This is a genomic window from Methanosphaera sp. ISO3-F5 (assembly GCF_034480035.2).
Classification (GTDB): Archaea; Methanobacteriota; Methanobacteria; order Methanobacteriales; family Methanobacteriaceae; genus Methanosphaera.
Genome location: NZ_CP118753.2, coordinates 2,463,482 through 2,485,125 on the forward strand (window position 1 = coordinate 2,463,482; position 21,644 = coordinate 2,485,125).

Consider the following 21,644-nt stretch of genomic DNA (forward strand, 5'->3'; position numbering starts at 1 on the left):
GACATCCTAAGGTTCCTTAATTTAAGATTATGTTAAAACAATTAGTAGCTAAATGGTAAAGAGAGTGTGCAACAATTATTGTGTTTTAGGATAATTGTTATGGGCACTTTAATTCAATTTTAATTTTATATTCTATTTTTTAATTTAGATTTATTGTCTTTTTATTGTTTGTTAGTTCTTTTTGTTCTATGTTATGTATTTTTACTATGTTTTGTGCTGTGGCCATGAGTGTTTGTTGCATTTTTGCGTTGCTTAGTCCTAGTATGTGATATTGTCTGTATTTTAGTGTGTATTTGTTGTATGCGAATCGTGGTTCGACCATTGGCATTCTCTTCTTGTATTGTGCTTGTCCGTTTGGTGTTTCGAATTTATAAGCCAGTAGTTCTTTGGCATCGCTTGTGTAATCGGTTATTACTTTACCTGTCATCTTGTTGGTTAAGCAGATCTTTTTGGATGGGCATTTGCTGCATTCACTGGTGTAATATATTATTCTGTCCGTGTATTTTCCAGGGTAAACTTGTTTAACAGGTAGTATTTTGTTTTCTGGACAGATGTATCCGTAGTTTTCTTCGTCTTTTATCATGTTATGTTTTCCGTATCCGTCTTTTTTGTTATTGTTGGTTTTTCTTTGGCTGTTTCGTCTTAGACAATCTTTTTGTTTGCCTGCTTGTTCTCTATTTGGCATTAATATTGAGTATTTTCCTTCTTCATAGATATCGTGTACTGTTTGGTTGGTGTAGTATCCGTTATCGGCTAGTATATCCATGTTTTGCATTATTTGTTCTGATTCTTCATTTGTTAGGTTTAGGGCGTTTTGTAGGTTTGTTTGTGTCTGGTTTATCATTGGTATTAGTTGTTTTTGGTCGTTTCCATCTGTGGTTACGTCTACTGCTATTATTAGTCCGTTTTTGTTGTCTACTACTATTTGTTCGTTGTATCCGGTTTGTGTTATTCCTTCTTTGTTGGGACTTTTACGTGCTTCTGGATCTGTATAATTAACGGTATTTTTACCACTCTTTTCTAGTTCTGTTTTGCATTTTTCTAGTTTTTTTATTTGTTTGTATGCTGTTTCTGGGTGTTCTATGGCTTGTTTTAGTATTTGTTTTCCACAGAAGTTTAAATCATTTTCATCGATGAGTTCATACATTTCTTCGTCAAATTTGCTCTCATCATGCTCCATACTGTTTTTCATCGGTTTATTACGGTAAGTATCTAATGTTTGTTGTTCTTCATCCACTTCATCTTGTGATTCTTCGTGTTTTATTTTCTTTATTGTTTTTGCTTTTTCATCTGGTTTAACTTTGATATTACGTGCTTCTCGTAGTGCTTCTTTGATTTGTTCTTTGGTATTGTTTGTATTTTGTACTGTTTTGTTTTCTCGGTTTTCTAAAGCTTTATTTTCTTCCATATCAGTAATAATGCCTTTACGGATGATATGTAAAAGTTTTAGTACATCTTCATTGGTTAAATTATTATATTTATTGGCATATGCTCGTGTTTTACTTCCATCAATGCTGATGCTGTCTAAATCAATTAAATTTTTGTTATGTCCATAATTGATTGTTTCAAGAAAAATTTTTTCTATAATCTCCTTGTGTTCGCGTTTAAAAGCTGCGATAGTGCTGAAAACAGGGGTTTGAAATCCAGCCAAATACATAAACACGATATTCTCACGAACAATACGTTCCAACTTACGACTACTATGAATAGAATAAATAGTACCCAAGATAATGATACGAACCAACATGGCCGCAGGATAAGCCTTCTGACCAGGAGTATCAACATACTGAAAATCAATCTCACTAAAATCCACACAATTCACAAGCTTTTCAATAAAAAAACAAACATGATCATCAGGAATCATAGTACGTATATCCTTAGGTAACAAAAATGTCTGACCAATAGTATCTTCTTGTAAAACCATAAATAACAAAACCATTAAATTCAATTCTCTATATAATATATTTATACAACCTTATATATAAATATACCTAAAAAACACAATTAATAAGTAAAATAAAAATGAATACAAAAAATTTATAAAAAAATAATTAAAATCAATGAATTATAATAAAAATAAAAAGATTTAAAGTATAAAAAAAATAGTTATATCTGAGAGTTGTCGCACACCCTCGTAAAAAAGCCAAAAAAAGTGAAAATATGGATAATAAAAAAATAATTTCATTATCACACAAATAATTGGAAATTAATTAATATATAATGTTTTATTTTATAGTAGTATTTCTTTTAATAACTTTTCCACTTCGTATGTATATAGTATTTTTGCCACCAGGTGTGTTGTAAAGTAATTTACAGTTATTTAATGTTGTTACTCCCTGTTTAGCATTATAAAGTGCTCCCCCATATTTAGCCTTGTTATTACTTATTGTACAAGAGTTAACAGTCAGTTTTCCAGCATTCATTATTGCTCCACCTTCTGTTGCTGTATTACCATTTATTGTACATTTATTTATAGTTAGTTTACCTGTATCATAATTACTTATTGCTCCAGTAGCATCTTCTCTACCAGTAGCTTTATTATTATTTATCTTGGAGTTCGTAAGAGTCATTTGTCCCCAGTTCATTATTGCCTCTGCAAATTCATTTTTGTTATTGTTTATCATTGTTTTATTTATAGTCATTATTCCACTGCTTAATATTGCACCTTTATTATTACCGTTAATTGTACAGTTATAAATAACTATCTTATTGTCACCACTAATTGCTTGTGCCTTGTTATTGCTAACTGTGGATCTTTTCATATTCAGAACTCCTCCATTGTTACTTATTGCCACACCTGGTGCAGTGTTACTGTTAATTTTTGAGTCTGTTATTGTAACTGTTCCACCGTTATTGTTTATTGCTGCACAATAATTTGTTGCCTTATTGTAATTTATTGTACTTTTTGTGATTGTCAATTTATTACTGTTGCATATAGCTCCGTCTTTTGATGTGTTGTTGTTTATTTTGCACTGAATTATTGTTGCCTGATTATCATTAGATAATGCTCCCTTGTTATTGATGAACACAACGTTTTTCATGTATAGTTTCATCTGATTGTATACTGCTCCTTCCTCTAACGCTTTGTTGTTTTTTAATGTGCTGTTTCCAATGATTAAATTTCCTTCATTTTTTATCGCACCACCAATTTCTGTTGCTTTGTTACTAAGTATTGTGGTGTTTTTCATGTATATGTATTCATGATTACTTATTGCTCCGCCTGACTTGGCAGTGTTGTTATAGAAGGTAGAATCTGCAATTATGAGTTTTCCTTCAGAATTTTTTATTGCTCCACCGTATGAAGAGTGACAATTTTTTATTTTCAGTTTTTTTATTGTGACATTACTTTTTCCGATGTCTAAGAACTGGTACTTGTTAGCACCGTCGATAATCTTATTGTTTCCATTAATGTAATATATTCGATTATCTCCTATAACAGTATTTGCCTGTAATTTGATATTTGCCCTTAAATTAATTGTTATTTTATCATAATTAGCTGTCAAAGCTTTTTTCAGTGCCTTGTATGTTGATACATTATATGTTTTTTTTGTAATGGCTGTTTTTCCTATTTTCTTTTCATTTTTTTGTATTACTTTAGTTGATTTTTTTACATTTTTTGTCGAAACATCATCTGTTATTTTGTTATCATTATCTGTATGTATTGTTTTGTTAACTCCTGTTGCAGAAACAATACCTACCAGCAAAATAATTAATGCTAAAAGTAAAATAATCTTTTTAGATGATTTATTTATCATTTTTTTCAATTCCACATAACTTTTTTTTATAATATTACGTATCACAAGCGCATATTTATATTTTTGGATAAATATTTTAATTTGATGGTTTTGATGGGTTTTTTAAAATTTTTGGTGGTTGACAATGAGATAGTGTCAACACTTGTGGGTATGAATTTCATATTACAATATAGTTACAAAGTATGAAGTTAAATTTGATGTTATAAATTTGTTTTTTATCGCCCCTTGTGGGCGTGCTTCAAAAAATAAGTGATAATTAGGTTTATATAGTAAAAAGGAGAGATATTATATTATGAAATCCCAAAATACCTCTCCTATTAATAATTATGACGACAAACAATATAAACTTGACGATTATTTTGATGAACTACCTAAGCAATGTAGCCGAAAAGAATATATAGAAGATAAAATTGAAAAATTAAATTCCAATTTAACGGTCTTTAAACTTAATGATACGTATCATTTAAAACAGAAACATGTTTATTGTCCTGAATGTTATTCTAAAGATATAAATGAAAAAGGATATTACTCTAGAGGAATATTATTAATGGATTATGGTCTTGTTGGTTGTAAAATTAAACGATACAAATGTAAACATTGTGGAAACGATTTTTCAGCAGATATTTCTTCTATTGTAAAACCTAATTTTACAGTATCAAATGAAGTATTAGACATTGTAGAAACATATTACTCAATTGACTTCACAAGTGTCAGAAAAATCAGAGAATTCTTTGAAAAAGTTCATGGAATTAAGATATCCCATCAAGAAATTCAAGACATCTTAGTCGATTATCATATTCATTTTAATCCAAATATTAAAGAATATTCAGGATATTATGCATTTGATGCTTTATGGATAAAAATAAAAGAAATCAGTGATAAATACGTGTTTTTATTAGCATTAGTTGATGTGTGTCATGATACTATTGTAGCTTATAAAGTTGTTGAACATGAAACAGAAGAAGAAGTACTAAAATTTCTCAAAGAAGCCACATCAAATCAAGAACGAAAAGCCATTACAACAGACTTAAAACCCGAATACATGTCTCCCATCAATGCTTTAGGATTTAAACATCAATTTTGTAAATTCCATTTTAAACAAAATAACAATAGAATTATCAGAAAATATGTTAAAGATAACAATCTCCCTGAAGAAAAAATAAAAGAATATAAAAAGTTTTTACCAGAATTATATGAAATATATGATGTAAAAACTCAAACAGAAGTAGCAAAAATCGTAAAAAACTTGAAAAAGAAAATAAATGACTTTCCCGAAGTTATTCAATACATAATTAATGAAAAATTAGCACCGTATTTTAAAAACTTAACATATTTCCTTGAAAATGCAAAAATCGAAAGCACAAGCAATATCATAGAAAGAATATTTGAAGATCTTGCTCCAAAGCATGTGAAAAAATGTTATAAAACTATAAAAGGATTTTTATCAAGATTTAACTTAAAATTAAAGCGATGGGATGAGAGAAATGCGATTTACTGAAATGATGTTAAAATACCCACACATCTTGACACCACCGACAATGATAATAGATATACTTATAAACTATGAAGATTATAAATATAATACAATATTAAAACATAGGATAAAGTTCTTGATTTTAATATTCAGGAACATATGTTATAATTATATAAAAAAAATAATTTCTTTCTTAGCTCTAAAGAAATATTTTCGAAGAAATAACTCATTGAAGGATAATTAGAATTTAGTATTCAAATAATAATTAGTATTACTAATAATTAGCTGTTAGTCAACCTAAGACTAGAAAAACCTAACATTTGTGAAATAAAACCTATAACTCACAAAAAACCTATAAATTCTATTAATTATAAATGAGATGATAAAAGATGAAAAAATCAAAAGGATTTAAAAGTCGATCAAGGTATAAACTTAAAAAAAGTATCAGACCTAAACGAGCTAACATTATATCTAAAAAAATACAAGTATTTGAAAATGGTCAAAAAGTACACATAATTACTGATTCAAGTTTCCAAAAAGGACAACCACACCCAAGATTCCATGGAAAAACTGGTGAAGTTGTAGGACAAAAAGGACGAGCATACCTCGTTGCTATTAAAGATGGAAACAAAGCAAAAGAATTAATTATTAGACCAGAACATCTTAAATTACAAGCACAAGAGTGATTATGATGATTGGAAAAAAAGTCATTGATACAAAACCTATTACAATATCTGAAGCAAGAGAAATTCTAATGAAAAAAGTAGAAGAAAAAGCTGATGAGAATAACGAAGTCGATGGCCGCCAATTTACATATGAACAAAACCTTACTATTGATTATGTCAATAAGTTTGCACTTCTTGATGCTGAAGATGCTAAAGAGTTAGTTTCAAAACTTGAAGAGTATCTTACAACTGTTCAAGCAGTGAAAGTAGTGGATTTGATGCCAGAGGATCTTGATGACTTAAGATTAATCTTTGCAAAAGAAAGGGGAACTTTTGAAACAGAAACTTTACAAAATGTTCTAGATTTATTGGATCAATACCGATAAATCAATCCCTACTTTAATTCTTCTAACCACCAACATAAAATTTACCTAATTTTAAAGAAAATAATTGAGATATATATTATGCCTAACAATACTAAGGAAATTTTAAACAAGTATAATATTAGATTAGATAAAAATAAGAGTCAGAATTATCTTATTGACAATAATAAACTCGAGAATATTCTTAGAAATGCTGATATTCAATCTGATGAAACAATTCTTGAAATTGGTGCCGGTATTGGAACTATGACAATTCCCATGGCAAAAAAGGCATTTAAGGTCATTGCTATAGAAAAGGATCCAATTATTGCTGATGTTCTAGGTCAAAGAATTGTTAAGGAAAAATTGGATAATGTTGAGATAATTAATGATGATGCTTTGAAGATAGATTTTCCTGATTTTGATAAGATTGTTTCTAATCTTCCGTATCAAATTTCTTCTCCGATAACTTTTAAGTTTTTGGAATATGATTTTAAAAAGGCTGTTTTAATGTACCAGTTGGAATTTGCTAAGAGGATGAATGCTGAGGTTAATTCTAAGGAGTATTCCAGGTTGTCTGTTGCATTACATTATAGGGCGGATATTAGTATTATAGATACTTTGCCTCCTGAGGCTTTTGTTCCACAGCCGAAGGTTAATAGTGCTGTTGTTGAATTGATTCCTAAAAATAGTGTGGATTTAAATGATTGTTTTGATGATGTTATAAGAGCATTATTCCAGCATAGAAATAAGAAGGCGAGAAAAGCTTTAATTCAGTCTGCTCATGAGTTACATTATGATAAGAAAGAGTTGAAGGCTTTGTTAAGTGGTGTTGATAATGATTTGTTTGAGGAGAAGGTTTTTAAGCTTAGTCCTGATGAAATTTTAGAAATATCTGAGGTTATTGGTGAGTTGTTATGAATTATGATGGTGTTGAGTTTAATGAGTGTGAGGAGGTTTATCCTCCTGCTGAGGATACTTTTTTGTTAATTGATAATTTGATGGTTCAAAGTGGTTATGATGTTTTGGAGATTGGTACTGGTACTGGTTTGGTTAGTATTTGTGCTTCATTGAAATGTAGTAGTGTAACCTCCACGGACATTAACCCATATGCAATTAAATGTGCAGAAGCTAATATTAAATTAAATAATCGTGACAATATTACTGTAATAAAAAGTGACTTGTTTGATAATATTAATGGCAAGTATGATTTGATATTATTTAACACACCTTATCTACCTGTAACAGATGAAGAACATGTTGATGATGAATATTCAAAGGCATGGGATGGAGGAGAAAATGGAAGAGAAGTAATTGACAAATTCCTAAAACAAGCCCCACAATACCTTAAAGAAAACGGAACAATACAATTAGTACAATCCTCATTATCAGATAATGAAAAAACAATACAAACACTGAAAAAACTAGGATTAAAAGCTGAAATAACTGCTATTGAACACATATTCTTTGAAGATATAACACTTATCACAGCTTACAAAGCATGAAAAAAATTGTTTATTCTATAATTTCATACTTCATATTTTCAAGAAATCTTTCAGGCCTTAACTCAATGACAATATCAGGATTATACCATTCAATTAGGTCTGTATTAAAATACCAATGATCCCAATACGCAAACATACTTTTAAAGAATACATTTAACACATCCATATAACGGTTTGCAGCGGAAGACCTTAACAATAAACAATCCATATCAGATAAACTAAACCTATTACGCATATAAACTGAATCCCTTACCCCAACTTTAGCAAATTCTTCAGGCATGACAAATGGATTGTCCGCATATTCATACTTATCCGAATATTCTAGGAACATGAAATCATAACGGTCAACTATCTCTTTCTGATCCATACGCGGATGCTTAAAATGACATAAATCCCCATTTACTGGCACTTTCTTATGAATTGTGTTCTCCTTTATTGCTTCTTTATACATCTGACTACTTACTTCACTTCGTATGTCATGCATCATTTCTGCAGAATACTTTAATGCACCTTTAAAATTTATATGAGAATCACATTTATAATAATCACTAGGCTCCAACACATCTATAAAGTCTGGTACCAAGTCCCCTATTAAATCATAATTTCTGTTTATTACCTTAGGAGTGAATGGAAGATAATCCTTACATACAATTGCCTTATCAGGTATTACATAGAACTTATATTCTATCCCCCTCTCCTCACAATACTCTTTTTTGGAGTTATAACTTTCCCTGAATAGTTTTTCATCAAAGTTATTCTCAAATCCTTCAACAAAATGTTGCTTTAATTCATAGTTTGTATCATTATTTAAGAACACGTAATTATCTAATCCAACAGTATGTAACTGTATGTATTTTTCATTTAGTAAGTTCAAATCATCATAAGACATAATATGACCTCAGAATAGTTTTCTTATTTTATCCGTAAAGCTAGTTTCAAGAGCTGTTTCACTTTTTTCTTGACTATTTTCCTTTTCTTGTCTGAGTATTTCCCTAATTTCATCCGATACTCCTCTGTTTTCATGATATTCTACTTCAACAGGAGAAGTTCTTGGTTCTAATTGTAGTGTACTTGTATTAACAAAGATTCCCTCATTAGTCCCATATTTCCATAGTAATGTATGTTCATCTAAGATCATGTTCGGAATTTTTACTTCAAAATCAGCCCTATTATCCACTATTTCTGTATGACTAAGTGATTGTTCATCTAACTTTAACACTGCTTTACCCCTTAACTGAACATTATCCTGAACTTTAATGTAAGACTTAAACAGTACTGTTTCTTCTCGTTTACAATAATAATCATCTACTATAATTTCAGCATTAATTTTTTGTTCATAACTTTTGTTAAATAATAATAGTACAGACTTAGTTTTTTGTTCAGCTTGTATGGAACCACTATAAGAGAAACGTAGCATATATTCGTTTTCAGGTTCTATGTAATCCGGTAATTTAATATTGAATTTTACAGTACCACTTGTTACCTCTTTTATATCCAGAAGTATGTTTTTATTTAATATACAGGCTATACGTCCTGTTGTAACTGGTTTAAGGTTGTCCGTTAAACATTCAATGTTTATATTAAATTCTCTTGTTGGAGTAAATATAGGATTTTCTACATTTATGATTGTCATTGCAAAACTTCCAATAATAACTTTTTATAATCTTTAATAATATCTTTAAACTAGTTAATTGTTAAATGTTTCAACGAAATAGGCTGATTATTATAAAAGTATAAATATAACTTGAAACTAATCATAACTAGATGATTAAAATATTGAAATAACTATTGTATGTTTTGTATAATAGTAATATAATCATCTAAATGAAATTAAATTATAGAAGCCAAGAAATAAAAAATAATTATGAAAAATAAGCCTAGAAATAGAATAGTGGAGGGAATTAATATGAATAAAATTACTCCAATATTAACCTTAATCATTATTGTGACAATAGTATCTGTTTCAGGATGTATCAGTGTAGTTAACCCTGAAAATACTTCCCAGGAAATAAACAATATTGTTAACAATTCAAACCAAGTACCTGATAGCAGTGAAAACTCTGCTAACATAAGCGCCCAAAACGTGAATAAAAGTGGTAACATACAAAATACCAGTGCCAACTCTGATAAAATGAACCAATCATCAAAAGCATCAAAAAGTAATGATACTGGTGATAATCATTCATCAATCGATGGAATCACACCAAAGATTACACCAAATGATGCAAGAAAAATAATGGACAAAGAACTTAAAACAAATTATTCTATAGACAATGCAGTATACACAATCTCAGGTTATGTTGAGAACGGAACACCATATTATAACATTAGTATAGAAAAATTTGATGAAAAAACGTCAAAAAATACTGTTATAGGCAATGCCATAATGAATGCTAATACTGGAGAAATAATTAATAATACTCTAGAAAAAGCTGCTGAAAATAGAAATAATAATGAAAAAGTATATTCAGTTGATGAGGCAGGAAAATTTGTTGATATAATTTATAAGGGAGAAAAAGTATCTGTAAGAGAAAATTATCCTTATTATAGTCCACAAAATGGTAAAGTTTATCATTCACGTGAAGAAGAAGCTGAAGATTTATACCAATTATCAAAAGCTATTAAAAACTAATAATTTTTATCTCCTTTTTTCTAATTTTTTTCAAGTATTTTACCGATGATTTGTTTGTATCCTCTTACGATGTAACCTACTACTATTCCTGCAAATATTGTGCCTAGACCTATTCCCTTAAATGTTCCATATAATAGTAAGGATAATATTGCACCTATTATTACATTGGACGTGTCAAATCCTGTTTTTAATTTTCCGAAGTCTATGTGTGTTACATGTCTTACTGCTAGGGATACTCCTTCTCCTGGAAGTACTATTGCATTTGATATTACTTCAAAATATACTCCCAGTGCAATTATAAAACAGCTTATTATGCATAATATCCATTGTGATATGTAGTTTGTTGGTTCTATTGGTGTTAATATGTATAATGCGTAATCTATGAAGTATCCGAATATTATTGTCACTACTATTTGCATCCATTGTTTTCTCTGGAATTCTGATTTAAGTATCAGTACTTGGATTATTATTAATAAGAAGTTAAATATGATTGTTATCATGCCTAATGATAATGGTACTGCATATTTTAGTACGTTAGGTATGCATGATATTGGTGTTGTTCCTAAATCTGATATTACTGATAGTGCTACGCCGAAGGACATTATGAATAATCCAATAATTAGTATAATATAGTTTTTTATTGTTTCTTTCCAATTTATTTCACTTATATGATTGTTTCTCCTTGTTTTGTTTTCTTTTTTCATTTTATCTATTATTATGTTTGTTTTTTAAGATATTTAAAGGGTTTATTTTATTATTATTCATTAGGTTTTGAATGTGTTTAGGCTATTTATTATGGGGGTGTTGTCTTATTTTTCTCCTGCTATTACGAAATATCTGTAATATTTGTAGTATATGTCCACGTTTTTGTATCCTATTTCTTCGTACCATTTGATTGTATCGTGTAGTGTGGCTGGTTTATCTAGTTTTCTTCTGTTTCTTAGTGTTTGTTTTTCTTCTTCTGGTATGTTTTGTTTGGATAGGTGTGTTTCGTCTTGATTTTTGTATATTTTTTCTGTGTGTTCTGTTGATCCTCTTACTTGGTCTGCGTTTATGAATATTCCTTGGGGGTTTAGTGTTTCGTATATTTTAGCGTATAGTGTCTTTTTTTCTTCGTCTGTTAGGTGATGTATTGATAGTGATGATACTATTATATCATAGTTTTCTGTGAAGTCATATTCGAGGTAGTCTGCTGTTATGTATTTGAATTTTTTGTTATTGAATTTTGTTTTTGCAACTTTTAGCATGTCAGTTGATAAGTCGAGTAGTGTTATGTTGCTTTGGGGGTGTTGTTTGTATAATAGTTGTGTTAGTATTCCTGTTCCTGCTCCAAGGTCCAGTATTTTTGGGTTTTCATAGTTTTCTGTTAGTTTTATTACTGTGTTGTAGTATATGTCCATGTGTGGTATTGCCTGTTTTCTGTATTTATCATAGTCTGTTGATGCTTTGTTAAATGCATCTAGTACTTTATTGTTTTCCATTTTTTTTCTTTCCTCATATTGCTATTTTCATGTTTAGTATATATGTTTCTGGTTTTATTACCTGTTTTAAAAATTCTTCATTGTTATTGTTATCGTATGTTAGGTATGTGTGATTTTTGTTGTTTTTTATGTGGATGTGTATTGTTTCGTTTTCTGTTTTTAGTAGTTGTTCTAGTTGTTTGTTTATTTTTGTTATTCCTTCGCTTTCTTCGGTAATGTTTTCTGAGAATGTGTTGGATAATACATATTCTGTCTTTGAGTTTGTTATAATATAATATTTACCTTCGTTTAATAAAGTTTTACTTATTGTAAATGCTTTACATGACCAACTACTGTTATGATTATAGTAGCAGGATTCATTATTATTGTCTTTGTTGAATGAAGTTGTTTGAAATCCATAATCTAATAGTATGACTTCACTTTTTGATAGTATTTGTTTCTTGTTTGATAAGGAATTTCCTGAAATTAACATTTTATTATCAGGATTGTTCTTGGGATATAATGTTAATTCATAGCTTACACCACTTGGGAAGTAATCATTTAAGAGTTGGTTATTGTTTTTTAGTTTCATCAGTTTTTCATAACTTATTAGATGATTATTTTCTGTTTTTAATCCTATTGTTTTCAGATTTTTGAGGTTTGTTTTTTCCCAATTGCTTGGTGTTCCACTTGTTTTAGTTAGTGTATTCATATTATCTTCTAGGATACTGTTTAGTTGTTTGTTGTTTATTCTTGTTACCTGATTATCATTTAATGTTACTATTGTGAATGTTATTAAACTTAATATTATTGTTAATATTATTATATAGAGTAGTAAATCCGTTATTATTATTTGTCCTTTATTATTCATAATCCGTACTTTGTTTTATGTCCATTGTCAAGGTATAATACTGTTTGGTTATTTATTTTTATTATGTTTCCTTCATATTGTGTATTTTTATCATTTAGTAATACATGATCTATTGATGCTGGTGCTTTTTCATAGATATGTGTTGGTTGTATGAATGTTTCAAATCCGTAGTGATTGCAATGGGTCTTGTTTTCTAATCTGCATAGTATGCACATTCCGTCATGGCTGTTATGGTAGTAATGATTTTTTAGGCAGTTTGTTATTGTTTGGTTGTTGTTTCCATGGTGGGAATATTCTTCGTATGGGCATTTTTTTATGATTATTGGTGTTGTTATGTTTTGGTATGCGTTGCTATTTTCTATGTTTAGGTATTGTTCTAGTTTATCTTGGTAGTGTATTTGATTGTTTTTGTATTCTGCTCCTGTTTTTAGTGTTGGTAGTGGGTCATATACTGGGTATTTGTTATCGGTGATGTCTATTAGTTTGGTTTCGTCCTTGTTTATTTGTATGTTTGTGTTGTTTGTTGTTGCTTTGATGTGGTATTTTAGTTCTATTTTAAATGGATTGTTGGAGGAGTCTATTGTTTTTATTTGTGTGTTGATGTTTATGTTGTCTTGTTTGTATTTTTCTTGTTTTTGATTGATTTTTGATTGTATGTATTCTTTTGAATATTTTCGGCTGTCTTTTAATGATTTTTTGGTGGTTATGATGTTTAATGTTATTTCGTGTAGTGATTGTTTGGTTGTTGTTATGATTTCGTTTTCAAAATCTTCTGTTTTGCTTTTCAGTTTTTCTGATTCTATTGTTTGTATGGTGTTGTTTGTATCGTGTGAGTATTCTTCTATTATTATGATTGTTAGCATTATTATTGGTATTAATAATAGTAGGATAAAGATACTTGTTATGTAACCATTCTTATCTGTAATAATTTTCATAATATTGTTAATAATATTATGTTGTTAAATCATTATTTATAAAGATTACTAAAAAATATTGAAAATGTTTAAAAAATAGTGATAAAAATAAAAAAATTAGTCAATAATTTCAAATGAAGTTACAATAACATTTAACTTATATTTGTTTGAATAATATTCATCATCATCCGTCATGATATCCATTATAATTCTCATATTATCATCATCCAAAAAGGACAATAATCTTGACTTGAAATTATCCCATTGTTCCTGAATTTCCCCATCATTATAAGTTCTACTTATTGTAGAAATATCCTGAGACCATTTACCTTCATTATGATACTCCAATATTTCAGAAACAGGAAAACCTTTAACAGTTATCCTAATTGAAACAGAAATAACATTCCCTGAAGATAATCTGTCAACAATAGAATAATGAACTATCTTATCCATAATACCACCTAAATAATACTATGAAATCCCATATAAATATACTTTTAAACAAATACCCCATTAAAAAAGTATTACTTTAACCCCCTAAATATGTCAAAAAGTATTAAATAGTTTTATCAATAACGAAATATATAAATGAAAACAAGGTTTCAAATAACTAATAATAAATAGAGGTTAAGTAAATATATTAATTAAGAATAATTTTAAAAATAATCGAATTTATTATCCGGAGGAAAAAATATGAGTGACATTATAAAAGGATGGCGTCATAACGATCAAAGATATAACCTAATAGGAACAAAATGTAACAAATGTAATGAAACATTTTTCCCAAAAAAAGTAGTTTGTCCAAATTGTAGAAGCCATGGTGACATAGAAGACCTCCAATTTAAAGGAACTGGAAAAATCTACACATACTCAGTAATCCACGCAGCAACAGATGACTTCAAAAACAACTCACCATACGCTGTAGGAATCATAGAATTAGACGAAGGTGCAAAAGTAACCGCACAAATAGTTGACTGTAATGTAGAAGAACTAAACATAGGAGACGAAGTAGAAGTAGTCTTCAGAAAAATACGAGAAGAAGGAAAAGAAGGAGTAATATCATATGGATACAAATTCAAACTCAAAGAATGATACAGGAATCCTACTAGTAGGACATGGAAGCAGATTACCATACAACAAAGAAGTAGTACACTCAATAGCAAGCAAATATGCACAAAGCAAACCAGACTACAATATAGAAGTAGGATTCATGGAATTAGCAGAACCAAACATACCAACAGCATTCAACAAACTAAAAGAAACAGGAGTAAAAAAAATCATAGTAACACCTGTATTTTTAGCACACGGACTACACACAAAACGTGACATTCCAACCATATTAGGATTAGAACCTTCAGAAGAAGCAAAAAAACTAGGAAAAGGACATTCACACGGACATGGACACCACCACGATGAAGGAGAAGAAGAACACGGACACCACCACCATCATCATCACCATGATGAAGCAGAAACAGTTGAGTTTGATGGAGAAATCATTTACACCGAACCATTAGGTGCAGATGACGCTATAGTAGATATAATAGCTGAAAGAGTAAATCCACATTTATAACAAAAAAATATAATCCCCACCCCAACAATAATTTTTTTATAATCTTTTTTTAAAATATAACAATATGAAAAACAAAGCAATATCTGAAGTTGGAGAAAAAAAACTAATCAAAATACTTCTAGATAAAAGAGATAAAAAACTAGACATCACTGACAAAACAATAAAACACAGCTACCATGATGATGCCGCACTAATAAACAACACAACAAAATACACAGTAATCTCCACAGACATGCTAATACAACACACACACTTCCCCAAACAAATGTCACACTACCAGATGGGAAAAAAAGTAGTGACAGTAAATGTAAGCGACATACTAGCAATGAATGCAACTCCAAATTCAATATTAATATCAATGGGACTGCCCCCAACAATGAAACTAAATGAATACAACGAATTAACAGACGGCATAATAGACAAATGCAACGAACTAAACATCACACTAATTGGAGGAGACATAAACCAGAACACTGAAATAATATTATGCGGCACCAGCACCGGTAAAATAGATGATAAAGTAAAATTACAAAGAAATATAGAAGAAAACAATTTAATCGGAGTAACAGGCGAATTAGGTGGTCCAGCAGCCGCACTAGATTTATTAAAAGAAAATAATAACACCAACAAACACAAAAACCAAAAAATTATACAAACATTACTAGAACCAGAATTACCAGTAACAACATCAGAAATACTAAGAAAATATCCCGAAATAACAACCAGCATAACAGACATTACTGATGGTTTAGCAGTAGAATTAGGTCACTTACAAAACAAGAATCCTGAAATTGGATTTGAAATATATTATAATAAGTTACCATATAATAAGAATATAGAAGAAATAGCAGAAAAAAATGATAAAAAATTAACTGACTATCTTCTCCACTTTGGTGAAGAGTTTGAACTACTCTTAACAATTAACAAAGAAGAATATGAAAAACATGCAAATGAACTAAATATTCAAATAATTGGTAAAACAAACAATACAAAGAAAATAACATTAATAAAAGATAACAAAGAAAAAAATATTCCTATTAAAGGATACGAACATTTAAAAGATGATACAGATGAAACGATGCACAATATGTCCAAATAACTGTTTAATAGACAATGCAATATGTGGACGTAAACCAAACTTTGACGAAAACATAGTTGAAACTACTGTTATTGCAATAGATCCTATCGAAAAAAAACCATTATACCATTTCCTCCCAGGTACTAAAACACTATCAATAGGTACATTAGGATGTAATTTAAAATGTTTAAATTGCCAAAACCACAGTATAGCTCAACCAGAAAACCCTGATAAAGTAGAAACCAAAAATTATACCCCAGAAGAAATAGTTAAACTAGCCCTGGACAATAACATTAAAAGTATTTCATGGACATACAATGAACCAACAATACACCCAGAATGGATTATTAACACTGCAAAGATAGCACAACAACATAACATTAAAACAATACTAGTAACAAATGGTTACACATCACAAGAAACATTAGAAAAGCTTAAAAAATATGTTGATGCAGTGAATGTTGATTTAAAAAGTCCAGAAGAATTATTCTATGAAAAAGTTTGTCTAGGACACCTGGAACCTGTATTAAACAGTATTAAGTTTTATCTAAATAATAAAATACACTTAGAAATAACCACCCTGCTCATAACCGACCTAAATAGTGATTCAGTACCAGAAGTTGTTGAAACAATAAAAGAATTAGATACTAATATCCCAATACACTTTTCAGCATTTTATCCTCAACACAAATTATCAACTTTGCCACCAACAGACCCAGACCTAATATATGATGCATGCTTCTTTGCAACAGGCTTTGACTTAAAATACGTGTACTCAGGAAATGTTCCTCATTCTAATTATGATAACACTTACTGTAAATTTTGTGATGATCTGCTAATAGAAAGGGAAGGTTATTCTGTTAAAAATTATATTGAAAATGGTAAATGCACTAAGTGCGAAAACATGATTAGTGATGTAATAGAAGAATGAGAAGTATTTAAAATACTCCTCCACCACCTCCACCGAATCCTCCAGATCCAGGTCCGCCTATGTCACCAAAGGATCCTGTGTCAAATCCACTATTACCATAATCAGGATTATTAAAACCATATGGAACAAATACTCTGTGCATATTATACATACCCCAGAAGTATCCAATAGATACTACATCCAAGTCATATAATACTGTTTCTGGAATATTATTCATTTTTATATATTTTTTCATATTTTTTGTTACTTCATCTGCACAGCCTAGTGCTGTTGCATATACCAAGATTTTCCCCCATACCTGTATTGATTCAGGAGGTCTTTCATTGATTAGACTAAAATCTTTAATATATTTTTCAAAATTCTTCCATTTATCATGAAATTCTTTACCCTCATATGTCCAAGTTCCTAAAGGCGTATCTATAAAGAAGAATATTATTAACTGTTCTATTATCAATATTAGAGAGAGTATGATGCCAATTACTACAAAATTACCGGAACCAAAGATTAATAATCCTAATATAAATATTACACCAACCAGTATTGCTAATATGTTATATCCAGACATTATGTTTTCTTTACTTTTATTATAGTATGTATTTACCCTTGAAACTGGTACATCTTTAAGTGCATCTATCTTCCATGCATTAACAAACTTTTGAACATTATAAGTATCTTCACCTACACTTTTTAGTGATATTTGCTGTTTTTCGTTTTCATAATTAGCTAAGAAATCTATTATGTCCTTTTCATGAAGCTTTAAGCTCAGAGTATTCTTTTCATATCTCCTGATTATTGTATCATCCTTGTTGCTTACTACTATTTTATAGTATTTTCTATCTATTAAGTCAAGTAATGTGCTTGTAAATGCATCAGGGCTAAGTTCATCCACTATTCCAGGAATCATTGCATTAACAAATACTGGTGAGTCATTTGTAGGTATTTGACTTTCATAATCTGCCTTGTAGATTATTTTTGGATTTCTTCCCCATTTTAGATAGAATGCTAACGGTGCAAATATTAATAATAATGCTAATATTGATGGAATCATCCAGATTGTATTGTTAAAGTTTTGCTTGTTAACATAATCTTGTTGATCTTGTTCTATCTGTACTTTTGCATCCTTGTTTATGATATCAGCATGTTCAGTACTTTTAAAGAATGATTTTGGCATGAGTATACGTTGTTCTGCTGTTGTTTCTGATGGGATGTTGTTATATTCTGTTATTAATGTGTTTTCATCATTCCATTGTGAACTTTTTACATTGGTATCAGGATTGTTCCAGTATTGAGTATCTTGATGATTGCCCGGTACTTTTATCATTGTTTTTAATGATTTTATTTCCTGATTCCAACCGTTTCCCCATGACATGTACTGTAATTCTGCTATATCATTGTATATTTTAACACCTTTTTCTATATTATAATGGAATATTACTGTTACATCCTCATCTGACACTTTTTGTGTCTTGTCTTCATCCTTATATAACCATACTTTTATTGTTACTTGATTAGTTCCGTTTTGTACTTCTAGCTTGTTATGATAGCCTGGAGTTTCTACTTGTATGTCTTTGATTGATTGTTCACCGGATAATGGTATTATTCTTGTCACACCATTTACTGTTCCAGTGATTGAATATGTTATTTCATCAGTTACTTTTGTTAATCCATTATCTTCCACTGTTATTGATTCTTTAGCTTGAGGTAAAGAGTAGCTTCCAGTAGCTGCATATGTTAATGGCATGATAATAAAAATTAACATTAATATTGAAATAATTATTTTAGTTTTATTGTTTAAATTCATGACAAAACATCTCTGGTGTTAATGAATATTAAATATTTTAATAATACAGGATAATATAATTACCCCTTAAAAAAATAGTTTGAAAGTGGGGTGTGAATTTAGAAGGTTCCACCTCCACCTCCACCAAATCCTCCTCCACCAACACTTCCTATTCCATCTGAATCTGAATTTGATGGTGTTAATGAGGTGAATGTTGAGTTAAGATGGTCAAATCCACCATAGTAAGCAAATAGTACTACCTGTGAATCTGGGTAATAATCTTCTGATACGTTTGTTAAGTCAAAGTATTTTTTCATGTTTTTTGTTACTTCCTGTGCACATCCTAATGCTGCTGCATATACCAGGTATTTTCCCCATACCTGTATGGCTGCAGGTGGTCTTTCCTTGATTAAACTGAAGTCTGTAATATAGTTTTCAAAATTCTTCCATTTATCATGATATTCTTTTCCTTCAGGTGTCCATCTTCCTGCAAATGTGTTTGGTATTACCATCATCATTATTGATTCAAAAATCATTATTACAATTATAATCATAAGTATCCAGAATATGTGTGGTGGAATATCTATGAACATGGTTATTACTATAGATATTATGCCCAATACCAATAATACTACGGATAAGAGCGAGAATATTTCTGATCCTTTGCTTATGAAGTATTTGTTGATTAGTGAATTTGGTACTTCCTGTCTTGCCTGAATTTTCCATGATTCTTTGAAGTCTTTGAAATCTACTGGATCACCGGTTTCACCAATAGATTTTAATGATATGTCCCCATTAATGTTAAATTGTTCCAAGTAGTTTATTAATGATTTTTCGAATGGTTTAAGGTTACTTGTATCCTGATTTTTGTATCTTAGTACTGTGTCATCATCTGTACTTGCCATTACCTCATAGAATTTCCTGTTTATTAAGTCAAGAATTGTTGCATGAATTCCATTGTCACTTATTATTCCGACATCACCATCAACTATTGTGTTTACTTCTATTGGTGATGAATTTGTTGGAAGGTCATATTCATAGTCTGCATGGTATGATATTTTAGGTTCTCTTCCATATAATCCATAGATAGCTAATGGAACAAACAATAATAATCCAAATATTCCTGTTATTATGCTTCCCATTGTATTATAGAAGTCACTATTTTCCTTGTATTTCTTTTGATCTTCTTCTATTTGTGCCTTTGCATCCATATTTATTACTTTAGCATTTTCTGTGCTTTTAAAGTATGATTTTGGCATAAGTATACGTTGTTCATAGGATGTATGTGCTCCTATTGATTCAGATTTTGTTGTTAAAGTGTTTTCATTTGTCCATTGACTTGAAACAACATAATCTTCAGGGTTATTCCAGTATTCTGTGTCCTTGTTACTGCCTGGTATGTGTATGTTTGATTCAAGGTAGTCCACACTACTGTCCCATTCCTTTCCCCATGTCATGTATTGTAGTTCTGCTATGTCGTTATATATTTTAACGCCTTTGTTGAATGTGTATTTATATATAACTTCTACTTTTTCATCATATACTTTTTTTGTTTTTGCTTCATCCTTATAGAGCCATACTTTAAGTCGTGTTTTACCGTTTTGTTCTATGACTTCTAGTTTATTATAGTATCCGGGTGTTTCTACTGATATGTTAGTTATTGATTGGTCACTTGCTAGTGGAATATCTCTATAAACACCATTTACATGTCCTTCTATATCGTATGTAACATCTTCTGAGATTATCGTTGAACCATCATCATTTACTGTTATGTCTTTTATCACTTCAGGTAATGTGTAATCGCCATCATCTGCGAATGATACTGGCACTAATAAAAACATTAATATTAAAGAGATAATGAATATTTTAGTCTTCAATGTTATCTCCCCCCATAGTTTTGTTTTAAATATAATAATTAATTTTATTCTAATAGTTAATATGTATATTGAAAATTATTATATGGGAATGTTTTTGGAAAAATAGAATATTTAAAAAATAGTTAATGATTAAAAAGGTTATTTTAATCATTAAAATTGTACTTTAGGTGCAGCTCTTGTACCTTCTTGTGCTTCAAAGAATTCTGATTTCTTAAAGTGGAAAATACTTGCAATGATGCTGCTAGGGAATTGTTCGCATAGATTATTGTATTTTAGTACTGTGTCATTATAGAATTGTCTTGAATAAGATATTTTATCCTCTGTTTCTGATAATTCTTGCTGTAATTCTATGAAGTTCTGGTTTGCTTTAAGATCAGGATATGCTTCACTTACTGCAAATAATGATTTTAATGCACTGCTAATCATATTATCTGCTTGTGCAACTTCTTGTACTGTTGTTGCATTTGCCATGTTAGCTCTTGCCTGTGTTACTTGACTTAATGTTTCTTTTTCATGTCCTGCATATCCTTTTACTGTTTCAACAACATTTGGTATTAAATCGTTTCGTCTTTGTAGTTGAACATCTATTTGACTCCATGCATTTTCTACTCTGTTCCTACCATTTACCAGGTCATTGTAGTACTTTATTAGTAGAAGTACGATTAGTATAATTATTATAATTAAAATAATTAACCACCAATCCATAGTTAGGCCTCCTTTTATTTTTTTATTATTGTATAAGTTAATTATATTATTAATTATAAAAAATA

Annotated in this window: 22 protein-coding genes; 10 read left to right on the forward strand and 12 right to left on the reverse strand. The window is 29.7% G+C overall.

What is annotated here, in order from left to right; genetic code table 11:
* Window positions 1-139: 139 nt before the first annotated feature.
* Both PXD04_RS22485 and PXD04_RS22490 read right to left on the reverse strand, forming a co-directional pair.
* Window positions 140-1,924 (reverse strand): IS1182 family transposase, encoded by a 1,785-nt coding sequence (locus PXD04_RS22485; RefSeq protein ID WP_323737028.1) that lies wholly within the window; start codon window positions 1,922-1,924, stop codon window positions 140-142.
* A 301-nt stretch (window positions 1,925-2,225) separates the two neighbouring features.
* Window positions 2,226-3,755: a right-handed parallel beta-helix repeat-containing protein gene (locus PXD04_RS22490; RefSeq protein WP_323737029.1), complete on the reverse strand. Its 1,530-nt coding sequence runs from the start codon at window positions 3,753-3,755 to the stop codon at window positions 2,226-2,228.
* A gap of 292 nt (window positions 3,756-4,047) precedes the next feature.
* On the opposite strand from PXD04_RS22490, the gene PXD04_RS22495 reads away from it, so the two are divergent.
* From PXD04_RS22495 to PXD04_RS22515, 5 genes are all read left to right on the forward strand, one after another.
* On the forward strand, window positions 4,048-5,253 hold the full coding sequence (locus PXD04_RS22495) for a hypothetical protein (RefSeq protein ID WP_323737030.1): 1,206 nt from the start codon (window positions 4,048-4,050) through the stop codon (window positions 5,251-5,253).
* A 365-nt stretch (window positions 5,254-5,618) separates the two neighbouring features.
* Complete coding sequence (locus PXD04_RS22500) at window positions 5,619-5,915, forward strand: 50S ribosomal protein L21e (RefSeq protein ID WP_323737031.1); 297 nt, start codon at window positions 5,619-5,621, stop codon at window positions 5,913-5,915.
* 2 nt (window positions 5,916-5,917) lie between these two features.
* The gene (locus PXD04_RS22505) at window positions 5,918-6,280 is read left to right on the forward strand and encodes an RNA polymerase Rpb4 family protein (RefSeq protein WP_323737032.1); all 363 of its coding nucleotides are present in this window, start codon (window positions 5,918-5,920) and stop codon (window positions 6,278-6,280) included.
* A 78-nt stretch (window positions 6,281-6,358) separates the two neighbouring features.
* Window positions 6,359-7,177, forward strand: a complete 819-nt coding sequence (gene rsmA, locus PXD04_RS22510; RefSeq protein ID WP_323737033.1) for a 16S rRNA (adenine(1518)-N(6)/adenine(1519)-N(6))-dimethyltransferase RsmA — start codon at window positions 6,359-6,361, stop codon at window positions 7,175-7,177.
* Window positions 7,174-7,761 (forward strand): HemK2/MTQ2 family protein methyltransferase, encoded by a 588-nt coding sequence (locus PXD04_RS22515; protein WP_323737034.1) that lies wholly within the window; start codon window positions 7,174-7,176, stop codon window positions 7,759-7,761. Before rsmA ends, PXD04_RS22515 begins: the two co-directional genes overlap by 4 nt.
* A gap of 10 nt (window positions 7,762-7,771) precedes the next feature.
* On the opposite strand, the gene PXD04_RS22520 is transcribed toward PXD04_RS22515, so the two are convergent.
* Window positions 7,772-8,650 carry a hypothetical protein gene (locus PXD04_RS22520; protein WP_323737035.1) on the reverse strand — a complete coding sequence of 293 codons (879 nt, stop codon included), beginning with the start codon at window positions 8,648-8,650 and terminating at the stop codon, window positions 7,772-7,774.
* 9 nt (window positions 8,651-8,659) lie between these two features.
* Window positions 8,660-9,394, reverse strand: a complete 735-nt coding sequence (locus PXD04_RS22525; RefSeq protein ID WP_323737036.1) for a hypothetical protein — start codon at window positions 9,392-9,394, stop codon at window positions 8,660-8,662.
* 273 nt (window positions 9,395-9,667) lie between these two features.
* Here PXD04_RS22525 and PXD04_RS22530 point away from each other — a divergent pair, with 273 nt between their 5' ends.
* Window positions 9,668-10,393 (forward strand): hypothetical protein, encoded by a 726-nt coding sequence (locus PXD04_RS22530; protein ID WP_323737037.1) that lies wholly within the window; start codon window positions 9,668-9,670, stop codon window positions 10,391-10,393.
* Between the two features lie 20 nt (window positions 10,394-10,413).
* Here PXD04_RS22530 and PXD04_RS22535 read toward each other — a convergent pair whose 3' ends face one another.
* The 5 genes from PXD04_RS22535 to PXD04_RS22555 all read right to left on the reverse strand — a co-directional run bounded on the left by PXD04_RS22535 (window position 10,414) and on the right by PXD04_RS22555 (window position 14,091).
* Complete coding sequence (locus PXD04_RS22535; protein ID WP_323737038.1) at window positions 10,414-11,097, reverse strand: YczE/YyaS/YitT family protein; 684 nt, start codon at window positions 11,095-11,097, stop codon at window positions 10,414-10,416.
* 105 nt (window positions 11,098-11,202) lie between these two features.
* Window positions 11,203-11,874 carry a class I SAM-dependent methyltransferase gene (locus PXD04_RS22540; protein WP_323737039.1) on the reverse strand — a complete coding sequence of 224 codons (672 nt, stop codon included), beginning with the start codon at window positions 11,872-11,874 and terminating at the stop codon, window positions 11,203-11,205.
* 13 nt (window positions 11,875-11,887) lie between these two features.
* On the reverse strand, window positions 11,888-12,724 hold the full coding sequence (locus PXD04_RS22545; protein WP_323737040.1) for a hypothetical protein: 837 nt from the start codon (window positions 12,722-12,724) through the stop codon (window positions 11,888-11,890).
* Window positions 12,721-13,659, reverse strand: a complete 939-nt coding sequence (locus PXD04_RS22550; RefSeq protein WP_323737041.1) for a hypothetical protein — start codon at window positions 13,657-13,659, stop codon at window positions 12,721-12,723. The genes PXD04_RS22545 and PXD04_RS22550 overlap by 4 nt, the downstream gene beginning before the upstream one ends.
* A gap of 96 nt (window positions 13,660-13,755) precedes the next feature.
* Window positions 13,756-14,091 (reverse strand): hypothetical protein, encoded by a 336-nt coding sequence (locus PXD04_RS22555; protein WP_323737042.1) that lies wholly within the window; start codon window positions 14,089-14,091, stop codon window positions 13,756-13,758.
* Window positions 14,092-14,331: 240 nt separating this feature from the next.
* Here PXD04_RS22555 and PXD04_RS22560 point away from each other — a divergent pair, with 240 nt between their 5' ends.
* The 4 genes from PXD04_RS22560 (at window position 14,332) to amrS (ending at window position 17,217) form a co-directional block, all read left to right on the forward strand.
* Window positions 14,332-14,730 (forward strand): Zn-ribbon domain-containing OB-fold protein, encoded by a 399-nt coding sequence (locus PXD04_RS22560; RefSeq protein ID WP_323737043.1) that lies wholly within the window; start codon window positions 14,332-14,334, stop codon window positions 14,728-14,730.
* Window positions 14,702-15,208: a sirohydrochlorin nickelochelatase gene (gene cfbA, locus PXD04_RS22565; protein ID WP_323737044.1), complete on the forward strand. Its 507-nt coding sequence runs from the start codon at window positions 14,702-14,704 to the stop codon at window positions 15,206-15,208. The genes PXD04_RS22560 and cfbA overlap by 29 nt, the downstream gene beginning before the upstream one ends.
* A gap of 64 nt (window positions 15,209-15,272) precedes the next feature.
* Window positions 15,273-16,307, forward strand: coding sequence for a thiamine-phosphate kinase (gene thiL / locus PXD04_RS22570; RefSeq protein WP_323737045.1), 1,035 nt, complete (start codon window positions 15,273-15,275; stop codon window positions 16,305-16,307).
* Window positions 16,279-17,217: an AmmeMemoRadiSam system radical SAM enzyme gene (gene amrS, locus PXD04_RS22575; RefSeq protein ID WP_323737046.1), complete on the forward strand. Its 939-nt coding sequence runs from the start codon at window positions 16,279-16,281 to the stop codon at window positions 17,215-17,217. Before thiL ends, amrS begins: the two co-directional genes overlap by 29 nt.
* 7 nt (window positions 17,218-17,224) lie before the next feature.
* Here amrS and PXD04_RS22580 read toward each other — a convergent pair whose 3' ends face one another.
* The 3 genes from PXD04_RS22580 to PXD04_RS22590 all read right to left on the reverse strand — a co-directional run bounded on the left by PXD04_RS22580 (window position 17,225) and on the right by PXD04_RS22590 (window position 21,579).
* Window positions 17,225-19,018, reverse strand: coding sequence for a DUF2207 domain-containing protein (locus PXD04_RS22580; protein WP_323737047.1), 1,794 nt, complete (start codon window positions 19,016-19,018; stop codon window positions 17,225-17,227).
* A gap of 98 nt (window positions 19,019-19,116) precedes the next feature.
* Entirely contained in the window at window positions 19,117-20,874 is a 1,758-nt protein-coding gene (locus tag PXD04_RS22585) for a DUF2207 domain-containing protein (protein WP_323737048.1), read from the reverse strand.
* Window positions 20,875-21,024: 150 nt separating this feature from the next.
* Window positions 21,025-21,579, reverse strand: coding sequence for a LemA family protein (locus PXD04_RS22590; RefSeq protein WP_323737049.1), 555 nt, complete (start codon window positions 21,577-21,579; stop codon window positions 21,025-21,027).
* Window positions 21,580-21,644: the final 65 nt, after the last annotated feature.

Bases quoted from the DNA above. Each gene is read 5' to 3' on its own strand.
- PXD04_RS22495 (WP_323737030.1), top strand. From the start codon at position 4,048: ATGAAATCCCAAAATACCTCTCCTATTAATAATTATGACGACAAACAA.
- PXD04_RS22500 (WP_323737031.1), top strand. From the start codon at position 5,619: ATGAAAAAATCAAAAGGATTTAAAAGTCGATCAAGGTATAAACTTAAA.
- PXD04_RS22490 (WP_323737029.1), bottom strand. From the start codon at position 3,755: ATGATAAATAAATCATCTAAAAAGATTATTTTACTTTTAGCATTAATT.
- PXD04_RS22505 (WP_323737032.1), top strand. From the start codon at position 5,918: ATGATGATTGGAAAAAAAGTCATTGATACAAAACCTATTACAATATCT.
- PXD04_RS22560 (WP_323737043.1), top strand. From the start codon at position 14,332: ATGAGTGACATTATAAAAGGATGGCGTCATAACGATCAAAGATATAAC.
- PXD04_RS22580 (WP_323737047.1), bottom strand. From the start codon at position 19,018: ATGAATTTAAACAATAAAACTAAAATAATTATTTCAATATTAATGTTA.
- PXD04_RS22555 (WP_323737042.1), bottom strand. From the start codon at position 14,091: ATGGATAAGATAGTTCATTATTCTATTGTTGACAGATTATCTTCAGGG.
- PXD04_RS22590 (WP_323737049.1), bottom strand. From the start codon at position 21,579: ATGGATTGGTGGTTAATTATTTTAATTATAATAATTATACTAATCGTA.
- PXD04_RS22535 (WP_323737038.1), bottom strand. From the start codon at position 11,097: ATGAAAAAAGAAAACAAAACAAGGAGAAACAATCATATAAGTGAAATA.
- PXD04_RS22520 (WP_323737035.1), bottom strand. From the start codon at position 8,650: ATGTCTTATGATGATTTGAACTTACTAAATGAAAAATACATACAGTTA.
- PXD04_RS22530 (WP_323737037.1), top strand. From the start codon at position 9,668: ATGAATAAAATTACTCCAATATTAACCTTAATCATTATTGTGACAATA.
- amrS (WP_323737046.1), top strand. From the start codon at position 16,279: ATGAAACGATGCACAATATGTCCAAATAACTGTTTAATAGACAATGCA.
- PXD04_RS22550 (WP_323737041.1), bottom strand. From the start codon at position 13,659: ATGAAAATTATTACAGATAAGAATGGTTACATAACAAGTATCTTTATC.
- PXD04_RS22525 (WP_323737036.1), bottom strand. From the start codon at position 9,394: ATGACAATCATAAATGTAGAAAATCCTATATTTACTCCAACAAGAGAA.
- PXD04_RS22515 (WP_323737034.1), top strand. From the start codon at position 7,174: ATGAATTATGATGGTGTTGAGTTTAATGAGTGTGAGGAGGTTTATCCT.
- PXD04_RS22485 (WP_323737028.1), bottom strand. From the start codon at position 1,924: ATGGTTTTACAAGAAGATACTATTGGTCAGACATTTTTGTTACCTAAG.
- PXD04_RS22545 (WP_323737040.1), bottom strand. From the start codon at position 12,724: ATGAATAATAAAGGACAAATAATAATAACGGATTTACTACTCTATATA.
- PXD04_RS22540 (WP_323737039.1), bottom strand. From the start codon at position 11,874: ATGGAAAACAATAAAGTACTAGATGCATTTAACAAAGCATCAACAGAC.
- cfbA (WP_323737044.1), top strand. From the start codon at position 14,702: ATGGATACAAATTCAAACTCAAAGAATGATACAGGAATCCTACTAGTA.
- rsmA (WP_323737033.1), top strand. From the start codon at position 6,359: ATGCCTAACAATACTAAGGAAATTTTAAACAAGTATAATATTAGATTA.
- thiL (WP_323737045.1), top strand. From the start codon at position 15,273: ATGAAAAACAAAGCAATATCTGAAGTTGGAGAAAAAAAACTAATCAAA.